At 40.0% G+C, this 25,331-nt stretch carries 25 protein-coding genes and 1 riboswitch; of the genes, 5 read left to right on the top strand and 20 right to left on the bottom strand.

Annotation, left to right across the window (positions count from 1 at the left end; translation table 11 throughout):
• Positions 1–164: 164 nt before the first annotated feature.
• The gene (locus tag DPV81_RS06195; protein WP_111387326.1) at positions 165–1,535 is read right to left on the bottom strand and encodes an alanine/glycine:cation symporter family protein; all 1,371 of its coding nucleotides are present in this window, start codon (positions 1,533–1,535) and stop codon (positions 165–167) included.
• Positions 1,536–1,622: 87 nt separating this feature from the next.
• A riboswitch (glycine riboswitch) is annotated at positions 1,623–1,744 on the bottom strand.
• A 170-nt stretch (positions 1,745–1,914) separates the two neighbouring features.
• On the opposite strand from DPV81_RS06195, the gene DPV81_RS09515 reads away from it, so the two are divergent.
• Positions 1,915–2,049, top strand: coding sequence for a hypothetical protein (locus tag DPV81_RS09515; protein ID WP_279385953.1), 135 nt, complete (start codon positions 1,915–1,917; stop codon positions 2,047–2,049).
• Between the two features lie 3 nt (positions 2,050–2,052).
• Here DPV81_RS09515 and tkt read toward each other — a convergent pair whose 3' ends face one another.
• The gene (gene tkt / locus DPV81_RS06190) at positions 2,053–4,050 is read right to left on the bottom strand and encodes a transketolase (RefSeq protein WP_111387324.1); all 1,998 of its coding nucleotides are present in this window, start codon (positions 4,048–4,050) and stop codon (positions 2,053–2,055) included.
• An 85-nt stretch (positions 4,051–4,135) separates the two neighbouring features.
• Positions 4,136–4,813, bottom strand: a complete 678-nt coding sequence (locus DPV81_RS06185; RefSeq protein WP_102703970.1) for a YtjB family periplasmic protein — start codon at positions 4,811–4,813, stop codon at positions 4,136–4,138.
• Positions 4,814–4,881: 68 nt separating this feature from the next.
• On the opposite strand from DPV81_RS06185, the gene serB reads away from it, so the two are divergent.
• The 3 genes from serB to DPV81_RS06170 are packed head-to-tail and all read left to right on the top strand — an operon-like array spanning position 4,882 to position 6,819.
• The gene (serB, locus tag DPV81_RS06180; protein WP_049371579.1) at positions 4,882–5,826 is read left to right on the top strand and encodes a phosphoserine phosphatase; all 945 of its coding nucleotides are present in this window, start codon (positions 4,882–4,884) and stop codon (positions 5,824–5,826) included.
• A gap of 20 nt (positions 5,827–5,846) precedes the next feature.
• Positions 5,847–6,338, top strand: a complete 492-nt coding sequence (locus DPV81_RS06175; protein ID WP_049371578.1) for a YajQ family cyclic di-GMP-binding protein — start codon at positions 5,847–5,849, stop codon at positions 6,336–6,338.
• Positions 6,339–6,342: 4 nt separating this feature from the next.
• On the top strand, positions 6,343–6,819 hold the full coding sequence (locus tag DPV81_RS06170) for a hypothetical protein (RefSeq protein ID WP_239658561.1): 477 nt from the start codon (positions 6,343–6,345) through the stop codon (positions 6,817–6,819).
• Positions 6,820–6,878: 59 nt separating this feature from the next.
• Here the strand turns inward: DPV81_RS06170 and argH are convergent, their stop codons facing one another.
• Positions 6,879–8,252 carry an argininosuccinate lyase gene (gene argH / locus DPV81_RS06165; RefSeq protein ID WP_111387322.1) on the bottom strand — a complete coding sequence of 458 codons (1,374 nt, stop codon included), beginning with the start codon at positions 8,250–8,252 and terminating at the stop codon, positions 6,879–6,881.
• Positions 8,253–8,482: 230 nt separating this feature from the next.
• Between argH and rho the strand changes: the two genes are divergently transcribed.
• Positions 8,483–9,745 (top strand): transcription termination factor Rho, encoded by a 1,263-nt coding sequence (gene rho, locus DPV81_RS06160; RefSeq protein WP_005695393.1) that lies wholly within the window; start codon positions 8,483–8,485, stop codon positions 9,743–9,745.
• Between the two features lie 60 nt (positions 9,746–9,805).
• Here the strand turns inward: rho and rplS are convergent, their stop codons facing one another.
• The 16 genes from rplS to nqrE all read right to left on the bottom strand — a co-directional run bounded on the left by rplS (position 9,806) and on the right by nqrE (position 25,330).
• On the bottom strand, positions 9,806–10,156 hold the full coding sequence (gene rplS / locus DPV81_RS06155; RefSeq protein WP_005697898.1) for a 50S ribosomal protein L19: 351 nt from the start codon (positions 10,154–10,156) through the stop codon (positions 9,806–9,808).
• Between the two features lie 36 nt (positions 10,157–10,192).
• Positions 10,193–10,933: a tRNA (guanosine(37)-N1)-methyltransferase TrmD gene (gene trmD / locus DPV81_RS06150; RefSeq protein WP_111387320.1), complete on the bottom strand. Its 741-nt coding sequence runs from the start codon at positions 10,931–10,933 to the stop codon at positions 10,193–10,195.
• 37 nt (positions 10,934–10,970) lie between these two features.
• A complete protein-coding gene (gene rimM, locus DPV81_RS06145; RefSeq protein WP_111387318.1) occupies positions 10,971–11,498 on the bottom strand; it encodes a ribosome maturation factor RimM in 528 nt (175 codons plus the stop codon).
• Positions 11,499–11,542: 44 nt separating this feature from the next.
• Positions 11,543–11,788 (bottom strand): 30S ribosomal protein S16, encoded by a 246-nt coding sequence (gene rpsP / locus DPV81_RS06140; protein WP_005697005.1) that lies wholly within the window; start codon positions 11,786–11,788, stop codon positions 11,543–11,545.
• Positions 11,789–12,014: 226 nt separating this feature from the next.
• Positions 12,015–13,364: an NADP-specific glutamate dehydrogenase gene (gene gdhA, locus DPV81_RS06135; RefSeq protein ID WP_049364864.1), complete on the bottom strand. Its 1,350-nt coding sequence runs from the start codon at positions 13,362–13,364 to the stop codon at positions 12,015–12,017.
• 233 nt (positions 13,365–13,597) lie between these two features.
• Positions 13,598–14,620 (bottom strand): porphobilinogen synthase, encoded by a 1,023-nt coding sequence (gene hemB / locus DPV81_RS06130; RefSeq protein ID WP_111387316.1) that lies wholly within the window; start codon positions 14,618–14,620, stop codon positions 13,598–13,600.
• Between the two features lie 56 nt (positions 14,621–14,676).
• Positions 14,677–15,471 carry a twin-arginine translocase subunit TatC gene (tatC, locus tag DPV81_RS06125; RefSeq protein WP_111387314.1) on the bottom strand — a complete coding sequence of 265 codons (795 nt, stop codon included), beginning with the start codon at positions 15,469–15,471 and terminating at the stop codon, positions 14,677–14,679.
• A 9-nt stretch (positions 15,472–15,480) separates the two neighbouring features.
• Complete coding sequence (gene tatB / locus DPV81_RS06120; RefSeq protein WP_111387312.1) at positions 15,481–16,086, bottom strand: Sec-independent protein translocase protein TatB; 606 nt, start codon at positions 16,084–16,086, stop codon at positions 15,481–15,483.
• A gap of 2 nt (positions 16,087–16,088) precedes the next feature.
• On the bottom strand, positions 16,089–16,319 hold the full coding sequence (locus tag DPV81_RS06115) for a twin-arginine translocase TatA/TatE family subunit (protein ID WP_005697873.1): 231 nt from the start codon (positions 16,317–16,319) through the stop codon (positions 16,089–16,091).
• 165 nt (positions 16,320–16,484) lie between these two features.
• Positions 16,485–18,404, bottom strand: a complete 1,920-nt coding sequence (locus DPV81_RS06110) for a BCCT family transporter (protein ID WP_111387546.1) — start codon at positions 18,402–18,404, stop codon at positions 16,485–16,487.
• Positions 18,405–18,468: 64 nt separating this feature from the next.
• The gene (locus DPV81_RS06105; RefSeq protein WP_033002707.1) at positions 18,469–20,496 is read right to left on the bottom strand and encodes a BCCT family transporter; all 2,028 of its coding nucleotides are present in this window, start codon (positions 20,494–20,496) and stop codon (positions 18,469–18,471) included.
• A 283-nt stretch (positions 20,497–20,779) separates the two neighbouring features.
• Positions 20,780–21,931, bottom strand: a complete 1,152-nt coding sequence (gene mnmA / locus DPV81_RS06100; protein WP_111387310.1) for a tRNA 2-thiouridine(34) synthase MnmA — start codon at positions 21,929–21,931, stop codon at positions 20,780–20,782.
• A 120-nt stretch (positions 21,932–22,051) separates the two neighbouring features.
• Positions 22,052–22,312, bottom strand: a complete 261-nt coding sequence (gene nqrM, locus DPV81_RS06095) for a (Na+)-NQR maturation NqrM (protein ID WP_005697994.1) — start codon at positions 22,310–22,312, stop codon at positions 22,052–22,054.
• 2 nt (positions 22,313–22,314) lie between these two features.
• A complete protein-coding gene (locus DPV81_RS06090) occupies positions 22,315–23,355 on the bottom strand; it encodes an FAD:protein FMN transferase (RefSeq protein ID WP_111387308.1) in 1,041 nt (346 codons plus the stop codon).
• Positions 23,356–23,487: 132 nt separating this feature from the next.
• Positions 23,488–24,723: an NADH:ubiquinone reductase (Na(+)-transporting) subunit F gene (nqrF, locus tag DPV81_RS06085; protein WP_111387306.1), complete on the bottom strand. Its 1,236-nt coding sequence runs from the start codon at positions 24,721–24,723 to the stop codon at positions 23,488–23,490.
• A 10-nt stretch (positions 24,724–24,733) separates the two neighbouring features.
• Entirely contained in the window at positions 24,734–25,330 is a 597-nt protein-coding gene (gene nqrE / locus DPV81_RS06080) for an NADH:ubiquinone reductase (Na(+)-transporting) subunit E (protein ID WP_049362633.1), read from the bottom strand.
• Between the last annotated feature and the right edge of the window lies 1 nt (position 25,331).

Here is a 25,331-nt window from a genome sequence, read left to right as displayed (position 1 = left end):
TCAAGTGCTTTTAGGTAAATAAAAAAACAAATGTTCAAAAATATGATCGGGATCTAATTTCTGAAAAAATGTGATTTCATTTCCGTGTAAACTCGTTATGATGTAAAGCTGTAAACAACAAAGGGAAGCGTTCTGCTTCCCTTTTCTTTTTACAAGATGAATTATTAGGCTAATTCATCTTGATCATGTTGCGTCGCTTTTAAACGCTCAAAGTAATCTTTGGTTTCTGAAATAATCTCTTTACGTAAACCAATTAATGCAACTAAGTTTGGAAAGGCCATTAAACCATTCACAATATCCGCTAAGATCCAGATTAAATCTAAGGTGAGGAATGAACCCGCTCCAACTAGAACAATAAACACGAAGCGATACAATTTAATACCACGAATACCGACTAAGTAAAGGAAACAACGTTCACCGTAGTAGCACCACCCTAAAATTGTGGTAAAAGCAAAAAATAATAGACCAACTGTTACAATCGTTGCACCAAATGATGTACCTAATCCCTGTGCAAAAGCATAGTTAGTCACACTTGCACCTGAAAGCTCTGGGTTACTCCATGCTCCTGTAATCACAAGCACTAAGCCTGTCATCGTACATACGATGATGGTATCTAAAAACGTCCCCGTCATCGAAATTAAACCTTGGCGAACGGGCTCTTTCGTTTGCGCTGCTGCGGCTGCGATTGGCGCACTTCCTAAACCTGATTCATTTGAGAAAATACCGCGCGCCACACCCGATTGAATGGCTTTCATCACGGTAAAGCCAACTGCGCCACCTAAAGCAGCCTGTGGATTAAACGCACTCTGAATAATTAATGCAATTGCTGCTGGCAATTTGTCGTAATTAACAATTAAGATGATAATTGAGGTCGTCACATAACCCAGCGCCATAAAAGGCACAATGACTGCAGATGCTCGCGCAATACGTCTTACTCCACCAAGAATAATCATAGCGACCAATACCGTCACCGCAGTTGCACTAATCACAACAGGCACGTTAAAGGTGTCTTGCATCGCATGCGTAATCGCATTCACTTGAGGGAAAGTACCGATACCGAAAAAGGCCACCAACACCCCAAATAACGCAAATAATTTCGCTAACCATTTGATACCAAGACCACGTTCGATGTAATACATTGGTCCACCAGCCATAAAACCGTATTTATCGCGCACACGATATTTCACTGCAAGCAAACATTCGGCATATTTGGTTGCCATGCCTAATAATGCAACTAGCCACATCCAAAAAATCGCGCCAGGTCCACCCGCTTGTACTGCGGTCGCTACACCCACGATATTCCCTGTACCAATGGTTGCCGCTAATGCGGTACAAAGTGCAGCAAAAGAAGACACGTCCCCTTTGCCTTTATTTGCACCACGAGCAAATAAATAGCCCAAGGCACGAGGCAAATAACGAATTTGCAAAAAGCCTAAACGAAGGGTGAGATAAAGTCCGGTTCCGGACAAAAGAATAAGTAGGGGCGGTCCCCATATAAAGCTACTAACAGCCGATAAGATTGTCTGTAATGACATTGATGATTCCTCGTCGTTTAAAATACAAATAAACTCGACAAGGAGACAAGAAGAATCCCGATAGAAATATATTGATAATACGGATTGTCTTTTGCCCCTGTCCTTTTGCCTGAGCGTTTGGAAAACAATCGAAAAATCGACCGCTCTTTTGCGCCTTCGGCGTCCATTTACATCGATAAAATGCAATGGATCTCTCCAAGGGTTCGTCCAGTAACAGTCCCTGCAATCTTGCGATTGCGCCTGAAAGATTTTACCTCGTCGGCGTAGGGGCAATTCCCTACTCTCCAGCTACCTTCTTCCGAACTCACTTTTTACGTTTTATTTTTAATCGCAAAAAGTGTCGCGAATTTTAGCAAACTTGAAAGGCTAACTCAATGGATTGACAAAAAAAGGCTTAGATAACAAGGTGAAAGCAGATAAAAACAAAGTGCGGTCAAAAATTTTCTTATTTTTAACCGCACTTTTTCAAATCAAAAAAGAAAGGCAGGTCATTGCCTGCCTTTATCCATTTTAATAATTATAAAATTTCTTTTGCTTTTGCTACCACGTTATCCACAGTGAAACCAAAGAGTTTGAATAATTGATCTGCTGGAGCTGATTCGCCGAAGCTATTCATACCTACCACGCGACCTTCAAAGCCGACGTATTTATACCAGAAGTCTGCAATACCTGCTTCGATTGCAACACGTTTGGTTACGGCTGCAGGTAACACACTTTCACGGTACGCTGCATCTTGTTTGTCGAAACGGTTAGTACTTGGCATAGAGACGACACGCACTTTTTTACCTTCAGCAGTCAATACATCTGCTGCTTTCACTGCCAATTCCACTTCAGAACCTGTCGCAATGAAGATTAACTCTGGTGTACCCTCACAGTCTTTTAACACATAAGCACCACGTTTAACTGCCTCTAATTGTGCAGAAGTGCGGTCCATTTGGGCTAAGTTTTGACGGGTAAAGATCAACGCACTTGGGCCATCTTGACGCTCAACCGCTTGTTGCCATGCGATAGCTGATTCCACCTGGTCACATGGACGCCATGTTTCAAGATTTGGAATTAAACGTAATGAGGTGGTTTGCTCAACTGGTTGGTGAGTTGGTCCATCTTCGCCTAAACCGATCGAGTCGTGTGTATAAACAAAGAGTGAGCGTTGTTTCATTAATGCTGCCATACGCACTGCATTGTGTGCATATTCGTAGAACATTAAGAAGGTTGCGCCATAAGGAATGAACCCGCCGTGTAAAGCAATACCATTCATAATCGCTGACATACCGAACTCACGCACACCATAGTTGATATAGTTACCACCTACGTTTTCGTTTGCACGAATTGGTTTAGAACCGCTCCATAAGGTTAAGTTAGAGCTTGCTAAGTCTGCAGAACCACCTAAGAATTCAGGTAACACATGTGCATAAGCTTCAATGGCATTTTGTGATGCTTTACGGCTCGCAATGCTTACAGGATTCGCTTGTAATTTTTCAATGAACGCTTTAGATTCTGCCGCCCAATTTGCTGGTAATTCACCGTTTACACGACGTGTAAATTCTGCTGCAAGTTCAGGGTATGCTTTTGCATAAGCGGCAAATTTTTCTTCCCAAGATTTTTCTGCTGCAGCGCCTTTTTCTTTCGCAGACCATTCTGCATAGTACTCAGCCGGAATTTCAAATGGACCATATTCCCAGCCAAGTGCTTTACGGGTTAATGCGATTTCTTCATCACCTAATGGTGCACCGTGGCAATCATGAGAGCCTGATTTATTTGGTGAACCAAAACCGATGATGGTTTTACAAATAATTAATGTTGGTTTTTCTTTTTCTGCTTGAGCAAGAATGGTTGCGGCACGAATTTGTTCTGCATCGTGACCATCTACATTACGGATTACTTGCCAGCCATAAGCTTCAAAACGTTCTGCCGTATCATCACTGAACCAACCATCAACATGACCATCAATCGAAATGTTGTTGTCATCGTAGAATGCGATTAATTTGCCTAGGCCTAATGTGCCAGCTAAAGAGCAAGCTTCGTGAGAAATCCCTTCCATTAAACAGCCATCACCTAAGAACACATAAGTGTGGTGATCAACAATTTCATGGCCTTCACGATTAAATTGACTTGCTAATGTTTTCTCCGCAATCGCCATACCCACGGCATTAGTGATACCTTGGCCTAAAGGACCAGTTGTGGTTTCAACGCCTGGTGCATAACCATATTCTGGGTGACCTGGGGTTTTAGAATGTAATTGACGGAATTGTTTTAAATCTTCGATAGAAAGATCATAGCCTGTTAAATGTAATAAGCTATAGATCAACATTGAACCGTGGCCATTAGAAAGTACAAAACGGTCGCGATCGGCCCATTTAGGATTGTTTGGGTTGTGTTTTAAGAAATCGCGCCATAATACTTCAGCGATATCCGCCATTCCCATCGGTGCACCTGGGTGGCCTGATTTTGCTTTTTGTACTGCATCCATTGATAGCGCACGAATTGCGTTGGCGAGTTGTCTACGAGTTGCCATGTTTTTCTCCTATCTAAATAATTCTCAGTATTCTACCCTATTTACTGATTGGCTTAACCAATATTTGCAATTTTATTTACCTTGATCAAATTCTTCGACGACGTTGATGGAAACGTTGGCTACTCGATTTACCTTGTAAATTGACCACCGTTTTAGTTTCCACTGGTTTTCGATATGTTCGACGATAATGACTTAAAAAATAATGAATGGAACTGGCGAATAAAGCGCCTAATAAAAAGACCACGACAATTTCACCATATAACCGGTGAAAAACTTGATTGATTTTGTTCTGTGTTGTTTGAGCATATTGGGCGTCAAAGGTCACACGCAAAAAGCCTCGAACCGCGTTATTAGAAGCAGAATAAATAGGCTCAACAATTTGTTGTGTTGAAAACTCACCTTCATTTTTATGTTCTAGGCCAAGTTGCTCACGAAGGTTGCCAGTATTGGTACTTTGTGCCAATTCTTTACCGTTATAATCATAAATGGTCGCATCAAGCACAAAGTCTTCTTTGACTAAATTATCTAAATTTTCAATGAGCTGATCGGATTTCGCATTATTAGTTAATAAAACTGAAAATAAATTGGCTTGCTGACGAACCAAAGTATGCGATAAATTCGCCACTTGATTCACACTTGAAAGCTGTGAACCAATCTTAAATTGTTTCACGCCAAACAAAATCACGACCATGGCACCGATACAAAGCAGCACGATGAGCCCAAACATCAGTGATTTTTGAAGTTTTTCTTTAATTAATTGCACGTTGTTTTTCCATTTTTTCGCCAAGATCGGCTAGAATAGATGAGTATTCACAATTTACAGGATTTTCTATGCAAATTCAAAACCTTGCAAGCATTACCCAAAAATATCCCCAATTTCCCACCGCACTTTCGTTTGATTTGCCTCATCCCGATGAAACTCATGCGTTTATTTTATACGGCACAACGCTGAATTTAGCCAAATTACTCGAATTCCAACAAAAGTGCGGTCAATCTTTCCTGTGTTTTGATGCATGGAACGTTGAAAAAAATACCGTTGTCCTTTTAAAAGGCAAATGGCTAACCGATTTTATTGCCCATGCTCACGACCTGCAATTAGACATCGCTAAACTGGATTTTGATGCAAAATTATCAGAAAAAGGTTTATTGGTAATGGATATGGATTCTACGGCGATTCAAATTGAATGCATTGATGAAATCGCCAAACTGGCCGGCACAGGTGAATTAGTTTCTGCCATTACTGAAAGTGCCATGCGTGGCGAACTCGATTTTGAACAAAGTTTGCGTCGTCGTGTCGGTACGCTGAAAGGTGCGCCAGAAAGCATTTTGCAACAAGTGCGTGAAAAATTGCCTTTAATGCCGGGCTTAATTGAAACCATTAAGACATTACAACAATATGGTTGGAAAACTGCCATCGCTTCCGGTGGCTTTACCTATTTCGCCGATTACTTAAAAAGCTTATTAAACCTCGATTTTGCGGCTTCTAATCAATTTGAAATTATTGATGGCATGCTAACTGGAAATGTAAAAGGTAGCGTAGTCGATGCACAATATAAAGCAAATACCTTGCAAAAACTCGCTGAAGAATACAACATTCCACGCAAAAATACCCTTGCTATTGGTGATGGAGCCAATGATTTGGCGATGATGAAGGTCGCCGGATTAGGCGTAGCATTCCATGCCAAACCGAAGGTGCAACAACAAGCACAAATTGTGGTAAACTTTGCTGACTTAACCGCACTTTTATGTCTTTTAAGTGCAAATGATCGAATTTAATTCATTTTGGGAGAAAACTTATGCCATCTTTTGATATCGTATCTGAAATTACTATGCACGAAGTGCGTAATGCGGTTGAAAATGCAAACCGCGTATTAAGTACACGTTATGATTTCCGTGGTGTGGAAGCCGTCATTGAATTAAATGAAAAAAGCGAAACAGTGAAAGTGACCACAGAATCTGATTTCCAATTAGAACAATTAATTGAAATCTTGATTGGTGCGTTTGTAAAACGTGGCATTGAGCATAGCTCATTGGATATTCCAACAGAAAGTGAACATCACGGTAAACTTTACACCAAAGAAATCAAATTAAAACAAGGGATTGAACCAGAGATGGCGAAGAAAATCACTAAATTAGTGAAAGATTCAAAAATCAAAGTTCAAACTCAAATTCAAGGTGAACAAGTACGCGTAACCGGTAAATCCCGTGATGATTTACAAGCTGTTATTCAATTGGTGAAAGGCGCTGAATTAGGCCAACCATTCCAATTTAATAACTTTAGAGATTAATTTAATGAATAAATATCTGTGGGTATTTTTGGCTGCCATTCCACTATGTTCGTTCGCAAATGAGAATGCCATGAATCTCGGTGATAGCGTCATTGATGTTGTAAAATGTGAAAGCACCAAAGGAGAAAAACTTTGGGTCGCACTAAATAATCTAAAAACATTCACTTATATGAAAAATGATGCGAATGTGGCTCATCAAACGATAGATAATGCTTACTTACAAGCTTATGCCACAGAAGCGATGCTTTTCCTTCCACCAACAGAAAATAATCAGTTGTGGACGATAATAAAAGAGAACGCAGCAGATAAGACGGGCATCAATCAAGTTACTATCGATTTGCGTGATGAGAAAGGTAAGCTAATTTCTCATGCTGCTTGTAAACGAAATGACGAGACTTTTTCATTATTAATGGAATCGAGTTTCGATATAAAAGAGCCTACCGATAAAATCCTTGAATTAATGGATCCACCTACACCATAAAAACGAAAGAGCAGTCAAAAAACACAACATTTTTTGACCGCTCTTTTTATTTGCGCTAATTAAGCTAATCTCGCTTTTGCTTCTGCAATCGCTTCTGCCACTCGAAGTGGTGAAACCCCACCTTTCGCACAACGTTTATCTAAACAAGATTGTAGTGAAAGAATGTCATATACATCATCCCCTACTATATCACTGAATTGACGGAATTCAGGAATGGTTAAGTCTTCCAAGGCTTTGCCTTTTTCAATGGCATAAACCACGGTTTCACCGACAATATGGTGCGAATCACGGAATGGTACACCTTTTGCTACAAGATAATCTGCTAGCTCTGTTGCATTTGAGTAGCCTTTTAAAGCAGCTTCACGAGTACGATCGGTATTCACTTTTAATTCATCTAGTACAAAAGTCGCCATATCTACGCAATCTTGCCAGGTATCTAATGCATCAAAGATCCCTTCTTTGTCTTCTTGCATATCTTTGTTATACGCTAATGGTAAACCTTTTAAGGTCATCAACATACCGGTTAATGCCCCCATGACACGGCCCGCTTTACCACGAATCAATTCACAAGCATCTGGATTTTTCTTTTGTGGCATTAAAGATGAACCAGAAGTCACACGATCCGATAATTCCACAAAATTCGCTTCACCACTGTTGAAAATAATCATATCTTCTGCGAAACGAGAAAGGTGAGCCATGCTTAAAGATGCCGTTGAAAGTAATTCCACAATATGATCGCGATCTGATACGCTATCCAAACTATTACGCGTCGCAAAAGCAAAACCCAGATCAGCGGCTAATTGTTCACGATCAACTGCATAGGCTGTCCCCGCGAGTGCACCACTGCCTAATGGGCAGCTATTCATGCGTTTATAAGCATCGGCGAGACGTGAATAATCACGCTCAAACATTTCCACATAAGCCATACACCAATGGGCAAAAGTGATTGGTTGAGCACGTTGTAAATGAGTATAACCCGGCATCACTGCATCTTGCGTCTTTTCCGCTGTTTGCACCAAATGACGTTGAAGATTACGAATAGATGCTTGCAACTCCGTTACACGTTGTTTGCACCACATTTTAATATCAAGTGCAACTTGGTCATTACGGCTACGGCCTGTGTGTAATTTTTTACCTAAATTACCCACTTTATCGATAAGCTTACTTTCCACCCAACTATGAATATCTTCTGCATCATCTTGCAAAATCGCCTGTGGATTTGACCGCACTTCAATTAATAATTCATTTAAGGCAACTTCTAGCTGTTGTTGCTCTTCAGCACTTAATACACCAACGTTGACTAACGCTTTAGACCAGCCAATAGAGCCCTCAATATCTTGCTCTGCCAAACGATAATCAAAACGCAGGCTATCATTAAAATCTTTAAAACGTTTATCTGCCGCTTGTGTAAAACGACCACCCCAGAGAGCCATAGGTTATCCTTCTTTTAATATCAAAATTGATTAATTATTCAATTATCACGCATAATTAATCAATATGCAATAATAATCTCTTTATGGTTTGCTATTTTACCCTGTTTTTTCTAACAAAAACTAGACAGTATTAAATTTTAGTGGTAATTTACGCACCATTCTTAAGGGCATTGCCCACCATTCAAACATTTCAGTATTATCAACTCTTATTCGTTCCAACATTATTAATTATGCATCTTACAGAACTTAAAAATACGCCTGTTTCTGATCTTGTGAAACTTGGCGAAGAACAAATGGGTTTGGAAAATCTTGCCCGTTTACGTAAACAAGATATTGTTTTTGCTATTTTGAAACAGCACGCAAAAAGCGGTGAAGATATTTTTGGTGGCGGCGTGTTAGAGATTTTACCCGATGGTTTCGGTTTCTTACGCTCTGCAGACAGTTCCTACCTTGCTGGTCCTGATGACATCTACGTTTCTCCAAGTCAAATTCGTCGCTTCAATCTTCAAACTGGTGATAAAATCGAAGGCAAAATCCGTCCACCGAAAGAGGGCGAACGTTATTTCGCACTTTTAAAAGTCGACCAAGTTAACGATGACAAACCAGAAGTCTCTCGTAGCAAAATCCTTTTCGAAAACTTAACCCCATTACACGCAAATTCTCGTTTAAGAATGGAACGTGGTAATGGTTCAACCGAAGATTTAACCGCGCGTATTTTGGATTTAGCCTCTCCGATTGGTAAAGGTCAGCGTGGTCTTATCGTAGCACCACCAAAAGCCGGTAAAACCATGTTGCTACAAAATATTGCACAAAGCATCACGCACAACTACCCTGAATGTGAACTTATTGTTCTTTTAATCGATGAGCGTCCAGAAGAAGTAACGGAAATGCAACGTTCAGTAAAAGGTGAAGTGATTGCCTCAACCTTTGATGAACCAGCTGCTCGTCACGTTCAAGTGGCTGAAATGGTTATCGAGAAAGCAAAACGTTCTGTTGAGCACAAAAAAGACGTGGTGATTTTACTCGACTCTATCACGCGTTTAGCACGTGCTTATAACACAGTTACACCAGCATCTGGTAAAATTCTTTCTGGTGGTGTGGATGCAAATGCTTTACATCGTCCAAAACGTTTCTTTGGTGCGGCGCGTAACGTGGAAGAAGGTGGTAGTTTAACCATTATTGCAACCGCACTTGTGGATACTGGTTCAAAAATGGATGAGGTTATCTTTGAAGAATTTAAAGGTACGGGTAACATGGAATTACATCTTTCTCGCAAAATTGCAGAAAAACGTGTATTCCCTGCGATTGACTTCAACCGTTCTGGTACGCGTAAAGAAGACTTACTTACCACACCAGATGAATTACAAAAAATGTGGATTCTTCGCAAAATCCTTAACCCAATGGGTGAAGTGGAAGCGATGGAATTCCTCATCGACAAACTTATGGTGGCGAAAACCAACGATGAGTTTTTTGAAATTATGAAGCGGTCTTAATGTTGACCGCTCTTAAAAACAAAAAAGGCTTGGAAAACCAAGCCTTTTTTATTTTGCGAATTATTCGCCTAAACGCTCTTTAATACGAGCTGATTTACCTGAACGTTCACGTAAGTAGTAAAGTTTAGCTTTACGTACTGCACCTTTACGTTTAACAGCGATAGAATCTACAGCTGGAGAGTGAGTTTGGAATACACGCTCAACACCTACGCCGTTAGAAATTTTACGTAAAGTGAATGCTGAGTGCAAGCCACGGTTACGAATTGCAATAACCACGCCTTCGAATGCTTGCAAACGACGTTTGCTACCTTCAACTACCCATACTTTAACTTCTAAAGTATCACCTGGGCGGAAGCTAGGTACGTTTTGTTTTAATTGTTCTTGTTCAAGTTGTTTGATAATGTTAGACATTGTTTGATCCTTTATTGATCCTAGATGTAACTGAAACTAACTGTTATATTCGGCTTGCGCTTCTTTTAACAGCTTACGTTGTTCGTCAGTCAGAGCTAGGCCTTCTAAGAGCTCAGGGCGTCGGAGCCACGTTCTTTGTAGCGATTGTTTTAATCGCCATTTCCGAATTTCTTCGTGATGTCCCGACATCAGCACAGGTGGTACAGTTAATCCTTCTAACACTTCCGGTCTGGTGTAATGCGGGCAATCTAATAAACCATCTACAAAAGAATCTTCTTCTGCGGAGGCTTGCTTGCCTAACACACCGGGAATAAAACGCGCAACAGCATCAATTAATGTCATTGCCGGCAACTCCCCACCAGTCAGAACGTAATCGCCGATTGACCATTCTTCATCGATTTCAGTTTGAATCAATCGCTCATCAATACCTTCGTAACGTCCACATACCAAAATCAATTTCTGATTTTGAGCAAGCTCGGTTACGCCGCCTTGATCGAGTTTACGTCCTTGTGGCGAAAGGTAAATCACCTTTGCGCCTTCTCCTGCCGCTGCTTTCGCAGCATGAATCGCATCCCGTAAAGGTTGCACCATCATCAGCATTCCTGGACCACCACCATAAGGACGGTCATCCACGGTTTTATGCTTGTCGAATGTAAAATCTCTTGGATTCCAACATTCTACTTGCAGAAGATTATGTTTTACGGCTCTTCCTGTAACCCCAAATTCCGTAATCGCTTTAAACATTTCGGGGAATAATGAAATCACCCCTATCCACATAAAAAGCCTACTACATTACGTTTGTGCATACTTGAGATTAGAAACCAGCGTCCCAATCCACTTCAATTGTTTTCGTGGTGAGATCGACTCTTTTAACTACTTGTTCATACAAGAACGGAATTAACCGCTCTTGTTTTCCAAAAGCATCTTTAGTATTGGCTTTAACCACTAATACATCATTAGAACCGGTTTCCATCATCTCTGTTACCGTTCCCATTGTGTAACCTTCTAGGTTGACAACTGAACAGCCGATTAAATCGTGCCAGTAATAATCTCCCTCTTCCAGTTCAGGGAAAACAGATAAATCCACACCAATTTCAACATTTGCTAAAATTTGTGCAGCTTCACGATCATCAACGCCTTTTAATTTAACGATGATTTCGTGATTATGATGGCGCCAGTTTTCTAATTCAGTTGGATGCCATTCACCTTTGATTTTTAAAAACCAAGGTTGATAATCAAAAATGCTTTCAGCTTGTTCTGTTGATGAATAAATACGTAACCACCCACGAATACCGTAGGTTGAGCCTAATTTGCCCACAACTTCAATGCGTTGTTGTTCCATATTTTTCACCTATCTTAGTTTAAGAACTAAATCAAAAAGCGAGATTATGCTTTTTGAGCTTCTTTTACCAAAGTTGCAACACGGTCTGAAAGTGATGCACCTTGAGCAACCCAGTGGTTTACACGCTCAAGATCAACACGAAGACGCTCTGCGTTACCTTGTGCGATTGGGTTGAAGAAACCTACACGCTCAATGAAACGACCGTCACGTGGTGAACGACTGTCAGCTACTACGATTTGATAAAATGGGCGTTTTTTAGCTCCGCCACGAGATAAACGAATGGTTACCATAACCTTCCTCTAAATGTTTAATTACTAAAAGAATATTCCCAAACTCGAAAGTTATTTAAGAATATAGCTTACTTTTTTCTCTGTATATATAGACAAAAAGCCTGAAGATTTTACACTTTTTGAGCAAAAAAGCAAGCCGATAGCCTATTTCTACTTGAGAAATTCACTATAAAAAATGACCGCACTTCATCACAAAGTGCGGTCAAATTTTCATTCATTTATTGGATTAATAAACCCCTTGAGCCAACATTGCATCGGCTACTTTTACAAAGCCTGCTACGTTTGCGCCCACTACGTAGTTAATGTTTGCTTGGCCTTCTGCTGAACCGTATTTTTTACAGTTTGCATGAATATCTAACATGATACGATGAAGCTGTTTATCCACTTCTTCAGCCGTCCAGTATAAACGTTGTGAACTTTGCGCCATCTCTAAGCCTGATGTCGCAACACCACCTGCATTAGCTGCTTTACCTGGGCCAAATAATACACCAGCCTCTAAGAATGCTTCTGTCGCTTCGATAGTGGTTGGCATGTTTGCACCTTCTGCGACTAATTTCACTCCATTTGAGATTAAGGCTTTCGCATCTGAAATCTCTAATTCATTTTGGGTTGCGCAAGGAAGTGCAATATCTGCTTTCACTTCCCAAGGACGTTTGCCTGCAAAATATTGAAGACCGAATTGTTTTGCAAACTCTTCTACTCGACCACGTTTTACATTTTTGAGCTCTAATAAAGCTTCTAATTTTTCACGATCGAATCCTTCAGGTAAATACACATAACCCGCAGAGTCAGAACAGGTTACGACTTTCGCACCGAGCGCCATCGCTTTTTCAATCGCATATTGCGCCACGTTACCCGAACCGGAAACTAAAACCGTTTTACCTTGGAAGCTATCCCCTTTCTCTGCAAGCATTGCTTGGGCAAAATAAACCAATCCATACCCCGTTGCTTCTGGACGAATTAAACTTCCACCGAATGAAAGACCACGACCAGTAAACACGCAAGCAGCTTGGTTTGATAATTTTTTCATATAGCCTGCAAGATAGCCTACTTCACGACCACCTACACCAATATCACCGGCGGGCACATCGGTATCTGGGCCAACATGACGATACAATTCAGCCATTAACGCTTGGCAGAAACGCATCACTTCAGCATCTGATTTTCCTTTAGGATCAAAATCTGAGCCGCCTTTCGCACCGCCCATTGGCAATGTGGTTAAGGCATTTTTAAAGATCTGTTCAAAACCTAAGAATTTTAAGATTGATAAGTTAACGGATGGATGGAAACGCATGCCACCTTTAAAAGGACCAATTGCACTGTTGAATTGCACGCGGAAAGCACGGTTTACTTGAACTTGGCCTTTATCATCAGTCCATGCCACACGGAATTGGATTGCGCGCTCTGGCTCAACTAAACGCTCTAATAAAGCTTCTGAACGGTATTTAGGGTTTGCTTCCAAGAAAGGCCAGATTGACGTGAAGACTTCACGAACGGCTTGTAAAAATTCAGGTTGGTGGCCGTCACGTTGAGCCACTTTTTCAAGAAATGCGTCTAATGATGCTACTGCTGACATAGGATTTTCCTTCTAGTAGTGAGTTAATATGATGTGTGTAACGTTATTTTATTTATCACCGTCTTGTTGCGGCGTGTCATCAATATAACAATAGAAAAATCAACTAGGCAATAGTTTTTTTATAGAAAAAATGAAGAAAAAATAAAAAACGAGAAAACATTTAATATTTTCTCGTTTTTATTAGACGGCATCTAAAATTAGCACCTGGATTAGCACTTCAAGTTAAAAAGTGCTTATTTATTTTTACCTTCTAAGTAAAGCCATTCAGCGACTTGCTTCGCAAAATACGTCAAAATACCGTCTGCACCCGCACGTTTAAAGCAAAGCAATGATTCCATAATGCATTCTTTTTCTTTCAACCAACCTTTTTGAATGGCTGCCATATGCATCGCATATTCACCAGAAACTTGATAAGCAAAGGTTGGCACGCCGAAATAGTCTTTCACACGATATACCATGTCTAAATATGGCATACCTGGTTTTACCATCACCATATCTGCCCCTTCTTGTAAATCAAGAGCCACTTCTTGCAAGCCTTCATTACCGTTGGCTGGATCAAGTTGATAGGTTTTCTTGTCACCACCTTTCAGGTTACCGGCAGAACCGACTGCATCACGGAATGGACCATAATAATTAGACGCATATTTTGCAGAATACGCCATAATTTGCGTATTGATATGACCATTTTCTTCCAATGCCTGACGAATACGACCAATACGTCCATCCATCATATCACTCGGTGCAACAATATCAGCACCAGCTTCAGCGTGTGAAACAGCCTGTTTAATCAGGATATCTGTTGTAATATCGTTTAATACATAGCCTTCTTCATCAATGATCCCGTCTTGCCCGTGTAGTGTATAAGGATCGAGTGCGACATCGGTTAATACACCTAATTCTGGATAAGCGGCTTTCAATGCTCTCACTGCACGCTGTACCAAACCATTCGGATTAAACGCTTCATCTGCCATTAACGATTTTTTATCTTGCTCAACCACAGGGAATAATGAAATCACAGGCACACCGTATTTCACTAAAAGGCCTGCTTCAATTAATAATTGATCGATCGTTAAACGTTCAACTTTAGGCATAGAAGGGACAGGCTCACGATGATTTTCACCTTCAATGATAAATACCGGATAAATTAAATCATTCGCGGTTAACGTATTTTCTGCCACTAAACGACGACTAAAATCATGTTTACGTAAACGACGAAGACGACGGGTTGGGAAACCGCCTAAAATTTGTTGAGTCATAATAATATTTCCTGTTTTTATGATGTTAAAAGGGCGTATCACCTACGCCCATTTTCTTAATCTTTGTGATTCAAATCACCTTGATTTTCTACCGCACTTTCTTCATCAGCTGACTCTTCTTCATCCTCTTTCGGTTGATAGAAACGTGCAACTAACAAGCCTAATTCAAAGAGAAGACACATTGGTACAGCAAGTAAAGTTTGAGAGAACACGTCTGGTGGCGTTAAGATCATGCCAACAAAGAACGCTCCCACAATAATATAAGGACGTTTTGAAGCCAATGCTTTCGTCGTGGTTACACCTGTCCAACAAAGCAAAATAATAGCAACAGGTACTTCAAAACACACACCAAATGCCAAGAATAATGCTAAAGCAAAATCAAGGTAACTGCTGATATCTGTGGCGATAGCTACCCCTTCTGGTGCAGTTTGCGTAAAGAAACTAAACACGAAAGGGAAAACAACATAATAAGCAAACGCTACACCGCAATAGAATAAAACTGTACTGGAAAATAATAACGGATAAATTAAACGTTTTTCATGTTGATACAGTGCTGGTGCAACAAATGCCCAAATTTGATAAAGCAAATAAGGTACAGAAATAAACACCGAAACAATCGCGGTTAATTTAATTGGAGTAAAGAATGGCGTTTGAATATTGGTTGCAATCATCGTTGCACCCTTTGGCATTACTGCCGTTAAAGGTGCTGCGACAAAATGATAAATATCATTAGAAAAATAAACCAACGCCACAAAAACCACTAAAATACAAATTACACAACGTAATAAGCGGTTTCTGAGTTCAACAAGATGGGTAATTAACGGTTGGGAATCGTCCGTCATATTGCTCATAATTATTCTCTAGGACTTCGCTTCAGATTTGGGTGCTGGCTGTAGCTCCACATCATCCGGCGAATAGTAATCGGATAAACGCTCAGTTAATTCAGCTTGTTCACGAGGTTCAAGTGCGGTCAAATCCACTTCTGTTTTTGCAGATTCCAAAACTTCGGCAGTTCCATTCTCTGCATGTTCTGTGGATGCTGTTTCAACCGCTTCCTCTGCTGTTTCTTGTGCGCTTACCTCAAGTTTTTCCGCAGAATCAGCCGGATTTTCAGCCGCACTTTTAATTTCTTTAATTTGCTCTTCCACTGTTGTTCCTGCTGTAGCCGCTTTTTCTTCTAACTCTGCACGCATTTTTTGAGCTTGCTCTTTCAGCTCTTCAACAGTTTTACTTAAATCTGGGGAAAGCTGTTTGAGATTAAGTTGTTCCGCTTTCTTAATACTATCTTGCAACTCTTGCAATTTAAGCTCTTGTTTTAATTCATTTTGAACATTAGCTGCCAATCCACGGATCGTTTTCACCCAGCCCATTACCGTGCGAATAGCCACAGGTAAACGCTTAGGGCCTAGCACCACCAAGCCCACAAGCATCAATAAAACAAGTTCGGAAAAACCAATATCAAACACGGTTATGCCTGTTCTTTATCTTTTACAGTTTCAGTTTTTTCAGCGGTGTTTGTACCGTCTTTAATTTGAGTAAATTCCGCATCTTTTTTCGGCTCATCATCAGACATCGCTTTTTTAAAGCCTTTTACTGCTGCGCCAAGATCAGATCCCGCATTGCGTAATTTTTTGGTACCGAATACTAATAAAATCACGACTAATAAAATAATCATTTGTGCTGGGGATAAACCAAACATAGAAAAACTCCGTTAGAATTAAATTGAAAATTTGGGCTTGAATATACTCTTTTTATGCATTTGTCTCAAGAGGTAATTTTAAAAGTGCGGTCAAAAAATAATGTTATTTTCAACCGCACTTTAGTCTTATTATTCAGCCAGTTCTGTTTGCTCATGAGACAGGAATTATGAAATAACAAAATCCAGTTCTTTCATGTATCGCTCATAACATTGCAAGATGTCCACGATCAAATCCTCTTCATTTGTAATATTCAAAGGATAACCGTCCAATTGAATATTAGTTGAAACCATTAATGCATGATGAACTTGTGCAGTTTCAGGCTCAGGCTTCTCGAATAAGGTAATTTGGTAAAAAAAATCTTCTGCTAATCCATTTTCAATAGAAAGAACCAGTTGATTATTATCACGACCCAAATGTTGCTGTAAGGTCACATTTAAACCATAGGTACCGATGAGTAACTGGCGCAGCTCTCTCATTGCCAAAAGCGCCGTTGTTTTTAAATGTAAAATGGTATCATCTCGCTTAGGTTCAATCACTAACTGTCTTAAACGGCTACGCCAGTTTGCACCTGTCCACAAATCTGAAACCTTTGTGGAATAATATTGACGTTCAAATCGTAAGCCCTTCAACAAACTCCATGCCATCACAGACATCAACAGAGCAAAGGGTAAAGAGAAAAACAACATCGTTGATTGGAGTATTTCAATACCGCCAAAAAGATAAAGAACAAACGTAACTGCTGACAATAAACCACCCCAAAACATAGATTGCCAACGAGGTGAAACCTGGCTTTTGTCTTCAATTGCGATATTATTAAGCGTATAAATACCAAAGTTAATGGTGACGATAAAAAAGAGTGTGATAATAAATAAAGCTAACGTTTTAGTTAAACCGGAATAGGGTAAATAACTCAAAAAATCAAAAAGAAGTGATCCCACATTATTTACAGCTTGGCCTAATGCCCCCTCAGCAAGATGTTCATTCACCCAAATGGCCCCATTTCCAAATACTGTGAACCATAAAACAAAGAATAAACTTGGCACCATCAATACGCCGAAAATAAACTCCCGTAAAGTTCGTCCGCGAGAAATCCGTGCGATAAAAATCCCAAAGCCTGGCGCCCATGAAAACCACCATGCCCAGTAAAAAACCGTCCAATCCATAAACCAATCTAGATGTTCTACATCATAGGCATAAGCCTTGAAGCCGACTCTAATTAAACCGCTTAAATAGGTACCAATATTTTCCGTAAAAGCAGAAATTAAATATATTGTCGGACCGAATAGCAAAACCAATAACATAAAGAGAAAGGTAACGCCTAGATTTAGCTCACTAAGAATACGGAACCCGTTGGCAATCCCTTGCAGTGAAATTAAGATAGCAATGATAAAAACACTCACTAAAATAAGGGGAACCAAATACAGTGAGTTATCCAATAAATGCATTGAGTGGAATGCTGCAGCCAACCGAATCGCACTGTAACCTAAGGTTGCGACTACGCCAAATAAGGTGGTACAAATCCCGAGAATATCAATGACATCCCCCACTTTTCCATTAATCTTTTCTTTCAGTAAGGGATAAAAACAAGAGCGTAAAGAAAAGGGTAATTTATAGCGAAATCCGAAATAAGCAATCGTAAGTGCAATTAATCCATAAATAGCCCAAGCACTGATACTCCAATGAAAAATACTAAAAAATAATGCCGTTCGAACTTTCTCATATTCACCTATTGGTGAAAGAAAATGTGAAAGCGGTTCAGCAACACCAAGAAAAACAATGCCAATACCAATTCCAGAGGTGAAGAGTAATGCAATCCAAGAACCTAATTTAAACTCTGGTTCTTCCTCATCACTCCCAAGTTTAATATCGCCGTATCGTCCTAACGCCAAGAAAAGTAAAAAGAATAGAAAAAATGCACTCAGTAAAATATAAAACCAGCTAAATTGAGAGAAAATAAAGGCTTTCGCCGCAGCAAGATAAGATATCGTTTGCTGCGTATCAAATAAAAGGGCTGCAATAATCGCTAAACTAAAACCTAAACTGCCCCAAATAACATTTGCTTTGAAAGTATTTTGTATCTTCATATTTGTTTTAAGATAAAAAGTGCGGTTAAAAATTAAGAGGATTTTCAACCGCACTTTAGTCTTATTATTCAGCCAGTTCTGTTTGCTCATGTGCCATCAATTCTTGACCCACATCGTCTAGCAAACTTAAGTAACGTTCATAATGTTTCAACATATCGGCAATCAATTCATCTTGGTCCATATATTGCACATCATAACCCACTCGACCATCAAAGAAATAAGTGTATGGCTCATAGGTCATACTATGTTGGATATGTGGCAAGTTATCATCATTAATTAATTGCTCTGACACCTCACGACCGATAGATTTCACCCCGTACATAAAGTCTCGCATCAAATCTTTTTGAATGACTAACTCGACTGCAGGTTCATCTTGATCAAATAACGTGTTAATTTGCACGCTCAAGTCATATTTGCCGATCAACTCTTGACGTAATTCTCGCATAGCCGGTAATACCGTATGTTTAAGGAAACGTAAAATATCTTTTTCTTGCGTTTGGTTCATCATTTGTTCCAAACGTTCTTTCCACTTATCACCTGTCCAGAAAATACTGGTTGGATTAACTTTGGTATCAAAATATTTTTTATCTGCACTCAAGCCTTTCCATAAACTAAAGCACATCAGCAACATCAACATCGCAAAAGGTAATGCTACCAACAAGGTCATTGCCTGCAGGTTTGCCAAACCACCCGATTGCATTAAAACAATCGCGACGACTGACATTAATACACCCCACATCACAGCCTGCCAACGAGGTGCTGCAAGGCTTTTATCGCGTGATGCAATGTTATTTAATACATAAATACCGGAGTCTGCCGAGGTGATAAAGAATAAAGAAATCACCACCAAACTCACTAAACCCGTCACACCAGAAAGCGGTAAATAATCTAAGAATTTAAAGAGTAACGTTTCAGGCGAGGAAATCATTTGCCCTAACGTACCTGCAGCTTCACCATCATTCAACCAAATGGCCGTATTACCAAATACGGTAAACCACAAGATGCCGAACATGCTAGGAATCACCAACACGCCAAAAATAAATTCGCGAATGGTACGTCCTCTCGAGATACGCGCAATAAATAAACCGACAAATGGTGCCCAAGAACACCACCATGCCCAATACAGAATTGTCCAACCGCTAAACCAGCCAGTATGTTCTTGTTCATAAACATAGGTTTTGAAGCTTAATTGGACTAAGTTGCTGAGATAAGTTCCGATATTGTCGCTAAAAGCGGATAATAAATAAAGTGTTGGCCCCGCCACTAAGACGAAAATCAACAAACAGAAAGCTAATGTTAAATTCAGCTCACTTAAGATTTTTACCCCTTTCCCTACACCGGAAATCGCGGAAAATATCGCTAAACTCATTACCACGGCAATTACGACAACTTGCAAGCTGAAGCTATTTTCGCTAATCCAGCCTAATTGATGTAAGCCTGCACCCAATTGTGATGCACCAAAACCTAATGTTGTGATAACACCAAATAAGGTGGCAAGTAACGCCATAATGTCGATAAGATCGCCTAACTTGCCATTAATACGCTCTTTCAATAACGGATAGAAACAAGAACGTAATGCCAAAGGTAATTTGTAACGGAATCCAAAGTAAGCCAATGCCAACGCAATCGTGCCATACACCGCCCAGGCATGAATTCCCCAGTGGAATAAGGTGTGTAACAAGGCTTCTTGTTGCTTATGCTCTGCGCTGCCTGTGGTAATATCAGATAAGTAATGCGTCAATGGTTCTGCTACACCAAAGAACATCAACCCTACCCCCATACCGGCAGCAAATAACATCGCCAACCAAGACAGAAAACCAAATTCAGGCTCTTCTTCATCATTGCCTAATTTGATATTACCTAGGCTACTGACTGATAAAATGACTAAAAAGCCCAAAAATACTGAGAATGCTAATACGTAAAACCAACTAAAGTTGGCAAAAATGCCCGATTTAGCAGCATTTAATAAAGTTTGTGTTTGTTCAGGTGCGATTAAAATCATCGCGACAAGCAACACCACAAAAAATAACGTTGCACCAATCACTAAAGGATTGAACGACGTTTGCTTTTCCATAAATTTAGATAAAGACAACGCTTCCCCCTTAAAAATTAAGTGAATAAAAATAAAATCAGATTAAATAAAATAAGCCCTTAAGCCCTAAATGGTGAGATGGAACCATCGCAAATGATAGCACGGAGAAGTGCGATTTTGAAGAAAACGCTCAGTAGGATTTGAGTGGATTGTTTCCAAATACGAAATATATATTATCAAAACATCAACATTTTTTCAAATTGACGAAAATTTAAATAGCGTAAAAGAAAAAGTGCGGCCAGAAAAATCGTTAAATTTTTTACCGCACTTTATTCAACATTGATTAAATTCGTTCTTCGATAATTCCGCCACCCAAGCAGACTTCATCTAGGTAAAACACGGCTGATTGACCTGGTGTGACCGCGGCTTGTGGTTCGTCAAAAATCACTCGAATGCAATCGTCATCAATCGGCTCAACCAAACAAGCAATATCCGTTTGACGATAACGAGTTTTCACCGTGCAACGGAACGCTTCACGCACAGGTTCGCGACTCACCCAATGTAGCTGTTTGGCAATTAAGCCTTTGGAGAACAAACGTGGATGATCATGGCCTTGTGCCACAATCAATTCATTATTTTCCACATCTTTATCTACTACATACCAGGCTTCATCACCGGCATTTTTTAATCCACCGATCCCTAGCCCTTTTCGCTGCCCCAGTGTGTGGTACATCAATCCTTCATGACGACCAATAATCTCGCCATCTACGGTACGGATGTCACCTGGTTGAGCCGGCAAATAACGCGCTAAGAAATCCTTAAACTTACGCTCACCAATAAAACAAATACCCGTAGAGTCTTTTTTCTTCGCGGTAATTAAACCTAAATCTTCTGCAATAGCACGCACGATTGGCTTTTCGATTTCACCTACAGGGAAAAGGCTTTGACCTACCTGATGTTTACTCAACGTGTAAAGGAAATAGCTTTGGTCTTTGTTGCTATCTAAGCCGCGCAATAGCTCTGCTTGATTATCTTCACCACGACGACGCACATAATGGCCAGTAGCAATATAGTTAGCGCCTAAATCTTCCGCCGCATATTCTAAAAAGGCTTTAAATTTAATTTCTTTATTGCACAAAATATCCGGGTTTGGCGTACGACCAGCTTTGTATTCCGTTAAGAAATGCTCAAACACGTTATCCCAATATTCTGCCGCAAAATTGATTTTATGTAGCTTAATACCTAGCTTGTCACATACTGCTTGCGCATCAGCAAGATCCGCTGCGGCTGTACAATAATCGGTATCGTCATCTTCTTCCCAGTTTTTCATAAACAGGCCTTCCACTTGGTAGCCTTGTTGTTGAAGAATAAACGCGGAAACGGAGGAATCTACCCCACCAGACATACCGCAAATGACTTTTTTAGTGGCATTTTGGGCAAGTTGTTCTGCACTCAATGGTACGAAATGTTGGTTATAAGTATTTGAAGTTAACATAAGTCTCCCGTAACTTCGGTTAAGGCGAAGCACATTGGTGATAATGATTGAAACATAGCGGAATGACTTCCGCGCCATAAATTAAGGTTATTGCACAAAGTGCTGTTGATTTTGCGTGAATTATTTCACTTCATAAAAGTGCGAATCATCGTCTTTCTTCGCAAATTTTTGTTCGTATTCAGCTTTGGCATTTTCATCGCCTGCATCTAATTTTTCTTGTAAAGTGTCGCAAGGTTTATCGCAGTCACAGGCTTTGGCGATACCGAGTGATGAAAGTCCGCCACAGCTGCCCTTTAAGCTTTGTTTTTTAAAGATAAAGCCCACAGACATTAATACAATAATGGCCACAAAAGCGATTAGGGTAAAAAATAAAGTTTGCATGATTATTCCTTATTTGCGAGTAACTTTTGGAAGGATGACGACATTTTTGTTTCAAAGCCTTTTTCCGTTTTCTTAATTAAATACACTGGAATATTTTCTTTCTCGGCCACTTCAAGTGCTTTATTTTCACCGAGCACAAATAAACCTGTAGATAAGCCATCAGCAGTCATTGAACTTGGTGCAAGTACGGTAATTGAGGCTAAATGATGCTGAATTGGATAGCCGGTTTTTGGATCGATTTCATGAGCAAAGCGTTGACCGTTTTCCTCAAAATAAATACGGTAATCGCCTGAGGTCGCCATCGCCATATTATTTAACCCAATCACTTCTTGGACTGCTCTTTCACCCGTATTATTAGGTTTTTCAATAGCGATTTGCCAGGCTTTATTTTCGGCATTTTTACCTTTTGCACGGATTTCTCCGCCAATTTCCACCATATAGTTTTGTACGTGATTTTGCTCTAATACATCCGCAACTTGATCCACACCGAAACCTTTAGCGATAGATGATAAATCAATATAAACTTGCGGTACTGCTTTACTTAAAGTTGGGGTTTTACCGCTCATATCAAGGTGAATTTTATCAATTCCCACCCAACTTTGACGTTCAGCAAGTTGCTCTGGGGTTGGCTTACGTTCTGGGCGTTTTTCTGGCCCAAAACCCCATAAATTCACTACAGGCCCTACAGTCACATCCAATGAACCTTCAGTAACCTGATTTAAACGGATCGCTTCTTGTAATACTTTGGCAAAGTCCGCAGAGATTTCAATTGGCGTATTCACTTGTGTATTTTGATTAAAACGGCTCAATTCGGAATCTTTAATATAAGTGGACATTTTCTGATTCACATCTTTTAAAACCACTTCAATCTGCTCATGTGTTTTTTCAGCATTTTCTTTAACTGAACCGTCATCAATGTAGCGGATATGGTAAGTGGTTCCCATGGTTTTACCGCTAAGTGAAATAATTTCCGGATCTTTTTTACAAGCACTTAATGAACACACCAAGGCAATTGCAATCAATCCGCTTAATATTTTTTCCATCTATTCCTTCCTAAATATATGAATTACAGGCAAACCGACGCATCTATCAGCTTGCCTGTAATCCATGTTAAATATTGACCGCACTTCATCAAAAAGTGCGGTCAGTTTTCATGATGTTTTGATTAACTAAAATCAACCACCGAAGTCATCTAATAAGATGTTTTCATCTTCAACACCGAGGTCTTTCAACATTTTGATTACCGCAGCGTTCATCACTGGAGGTCCACACATGTAGTATTCACAATCTTCTGGTGCTTCATGATTTTTCAAGTAGTTTTCATAAAGTACGTTGTGAATAAAGCCGGTGTAACCTGTCCAGTTATCTTCTGGTAACGGATCAGATAATGCCACGTGCCATGTAAAGTTAGGATTTTCTGCTTGAAGCTGATCAAAATCTTCTACATAGAACATTTCACGTTTAGAGCGTGCGCCATACCAGAATGACATTTTACGTTTAGAGTGTAAACGTTTTAATTGGTCAAAGATATGAGAACGCATTGGTGCCATACCCGCACCACCACCGATGAATACCATCTCATTATCGGTTTCTTTCGCGAAGAATTCACCGAATGGACCAGAAATTGTCACTTTATCACCTGGTTTTAATGACCAAATGTAAGAAGACATTTGACCTGGAGGCGCATCAGGTTGACGTGGTGGAGGCGTTGCAATACGCACGTTAAGCATAATGATGCCTTTCTCTTCTGGGTATGAAGCCATAGAGTAAGCACGGATAATATGCTCGTCCACTTTAGACACATAACGCCATAAGTCGTATTTATCCCAGTCTTCGTGGTATTCTTCTGGAATATCGAAATCTTTATAGTAAACCGTATGTGGATCAGCTTCGATTTGGATATAACCACCCGCACGGAAAGGAACTTCTTCACCTTCAGGAATCGCTAATTTAAGCTCTTTGATGAAGGTTGCTTTGTTATCGTTAGAAATAACAGTACATTCCCATTTTTTCACGCCGAAAATTTCTTCTGGAAGTTCAATGTCCATATTGCCTTTTACATTCACTTGGCAAGCTAAACGATAACCTTCTTTTGCTTCACGTTTATTAATATGAGAAAGCTCAGTTGGGAGAATTTCACCACCACCACTTTTCACTTTCACAATACATTGGCCACAAGAGCCACCGCCACCACAAGCAGAAGAAACGAAGATACCTTTACTTGCTAATGCACCAAGTAATTTACCGCCAGCAGGTAAAGTGATCGCTTTTTCAGGATCGTCATTAATAGAAATGGTGATATCACCAGAATCCACTAATTTTGATTTAGCGAATAAAATAATCGCAACGAGCACTAAAAGGATAACCGTAAATGCCGCAACACCTAATAATAAAATTGAAGATTCGCTCATTTATGCCTCCTTATAACTGAATTCCAGAGAATGACATAAAGCCAAGCGCCATCAAGCCTGCAGTAATAAAGGTAATCCCTAATCCTTTTAAGCCTGCCGGTACATCGGCATATTTCATTTTTTCGGTTAAGCCTGCAAGCGCAACGATTGCTAACATCCAACCTAACCCTGCACCCACACCATAAACTGCAGATTCTGCAAAAGTGTATTCACGTTGTACAGCAAAAGATACACCACCAAAGATCGCACAGTTTACAGCGATAAGTGGAAGGAAAATACCTAATGCGTTATAAAGTGCTGGGAAGAATTTATCTAAAGTCATTTCAAGTAATTGAACAAGACCCGCAATAATCCCGATAAAGGTAATAAAGTTTAAAAACTCAAGGCTTACACCTTCTACCAATGCGCCATCTTTTAATACATGTTCGTATACAAATTGGTTAGCCGGTACCGCAATACCAAGTACCACTGTTACCGCAACACCAAGGCCAAACGCCGTAGAAACTTTCTTAGAAACCGCAAGGAAAGTACACATCCCTAAGAAGAAAGAGAGCGCCATGTTTTCAATGAAGATCGCCTTCACGAATAGGCTAATATAATGTTCCATT

The organism is Haemophilus parainfluenzae, from assembly GCF_003252795.1.
In the GTDB taxonomy this organism is placed as follows: domain Bacteria; phylum Pseudomonadota; class Gammaproteobacteria; order Enterobacterales; family Pasteurellaceae; genus Haemophilus_D; species Haemophilus_D parainfluenzae_K.
Note: the sequence above shows the minus strand (reverse complement) of the source record. Positions and strands in the feature narration are given on the sequence as shown.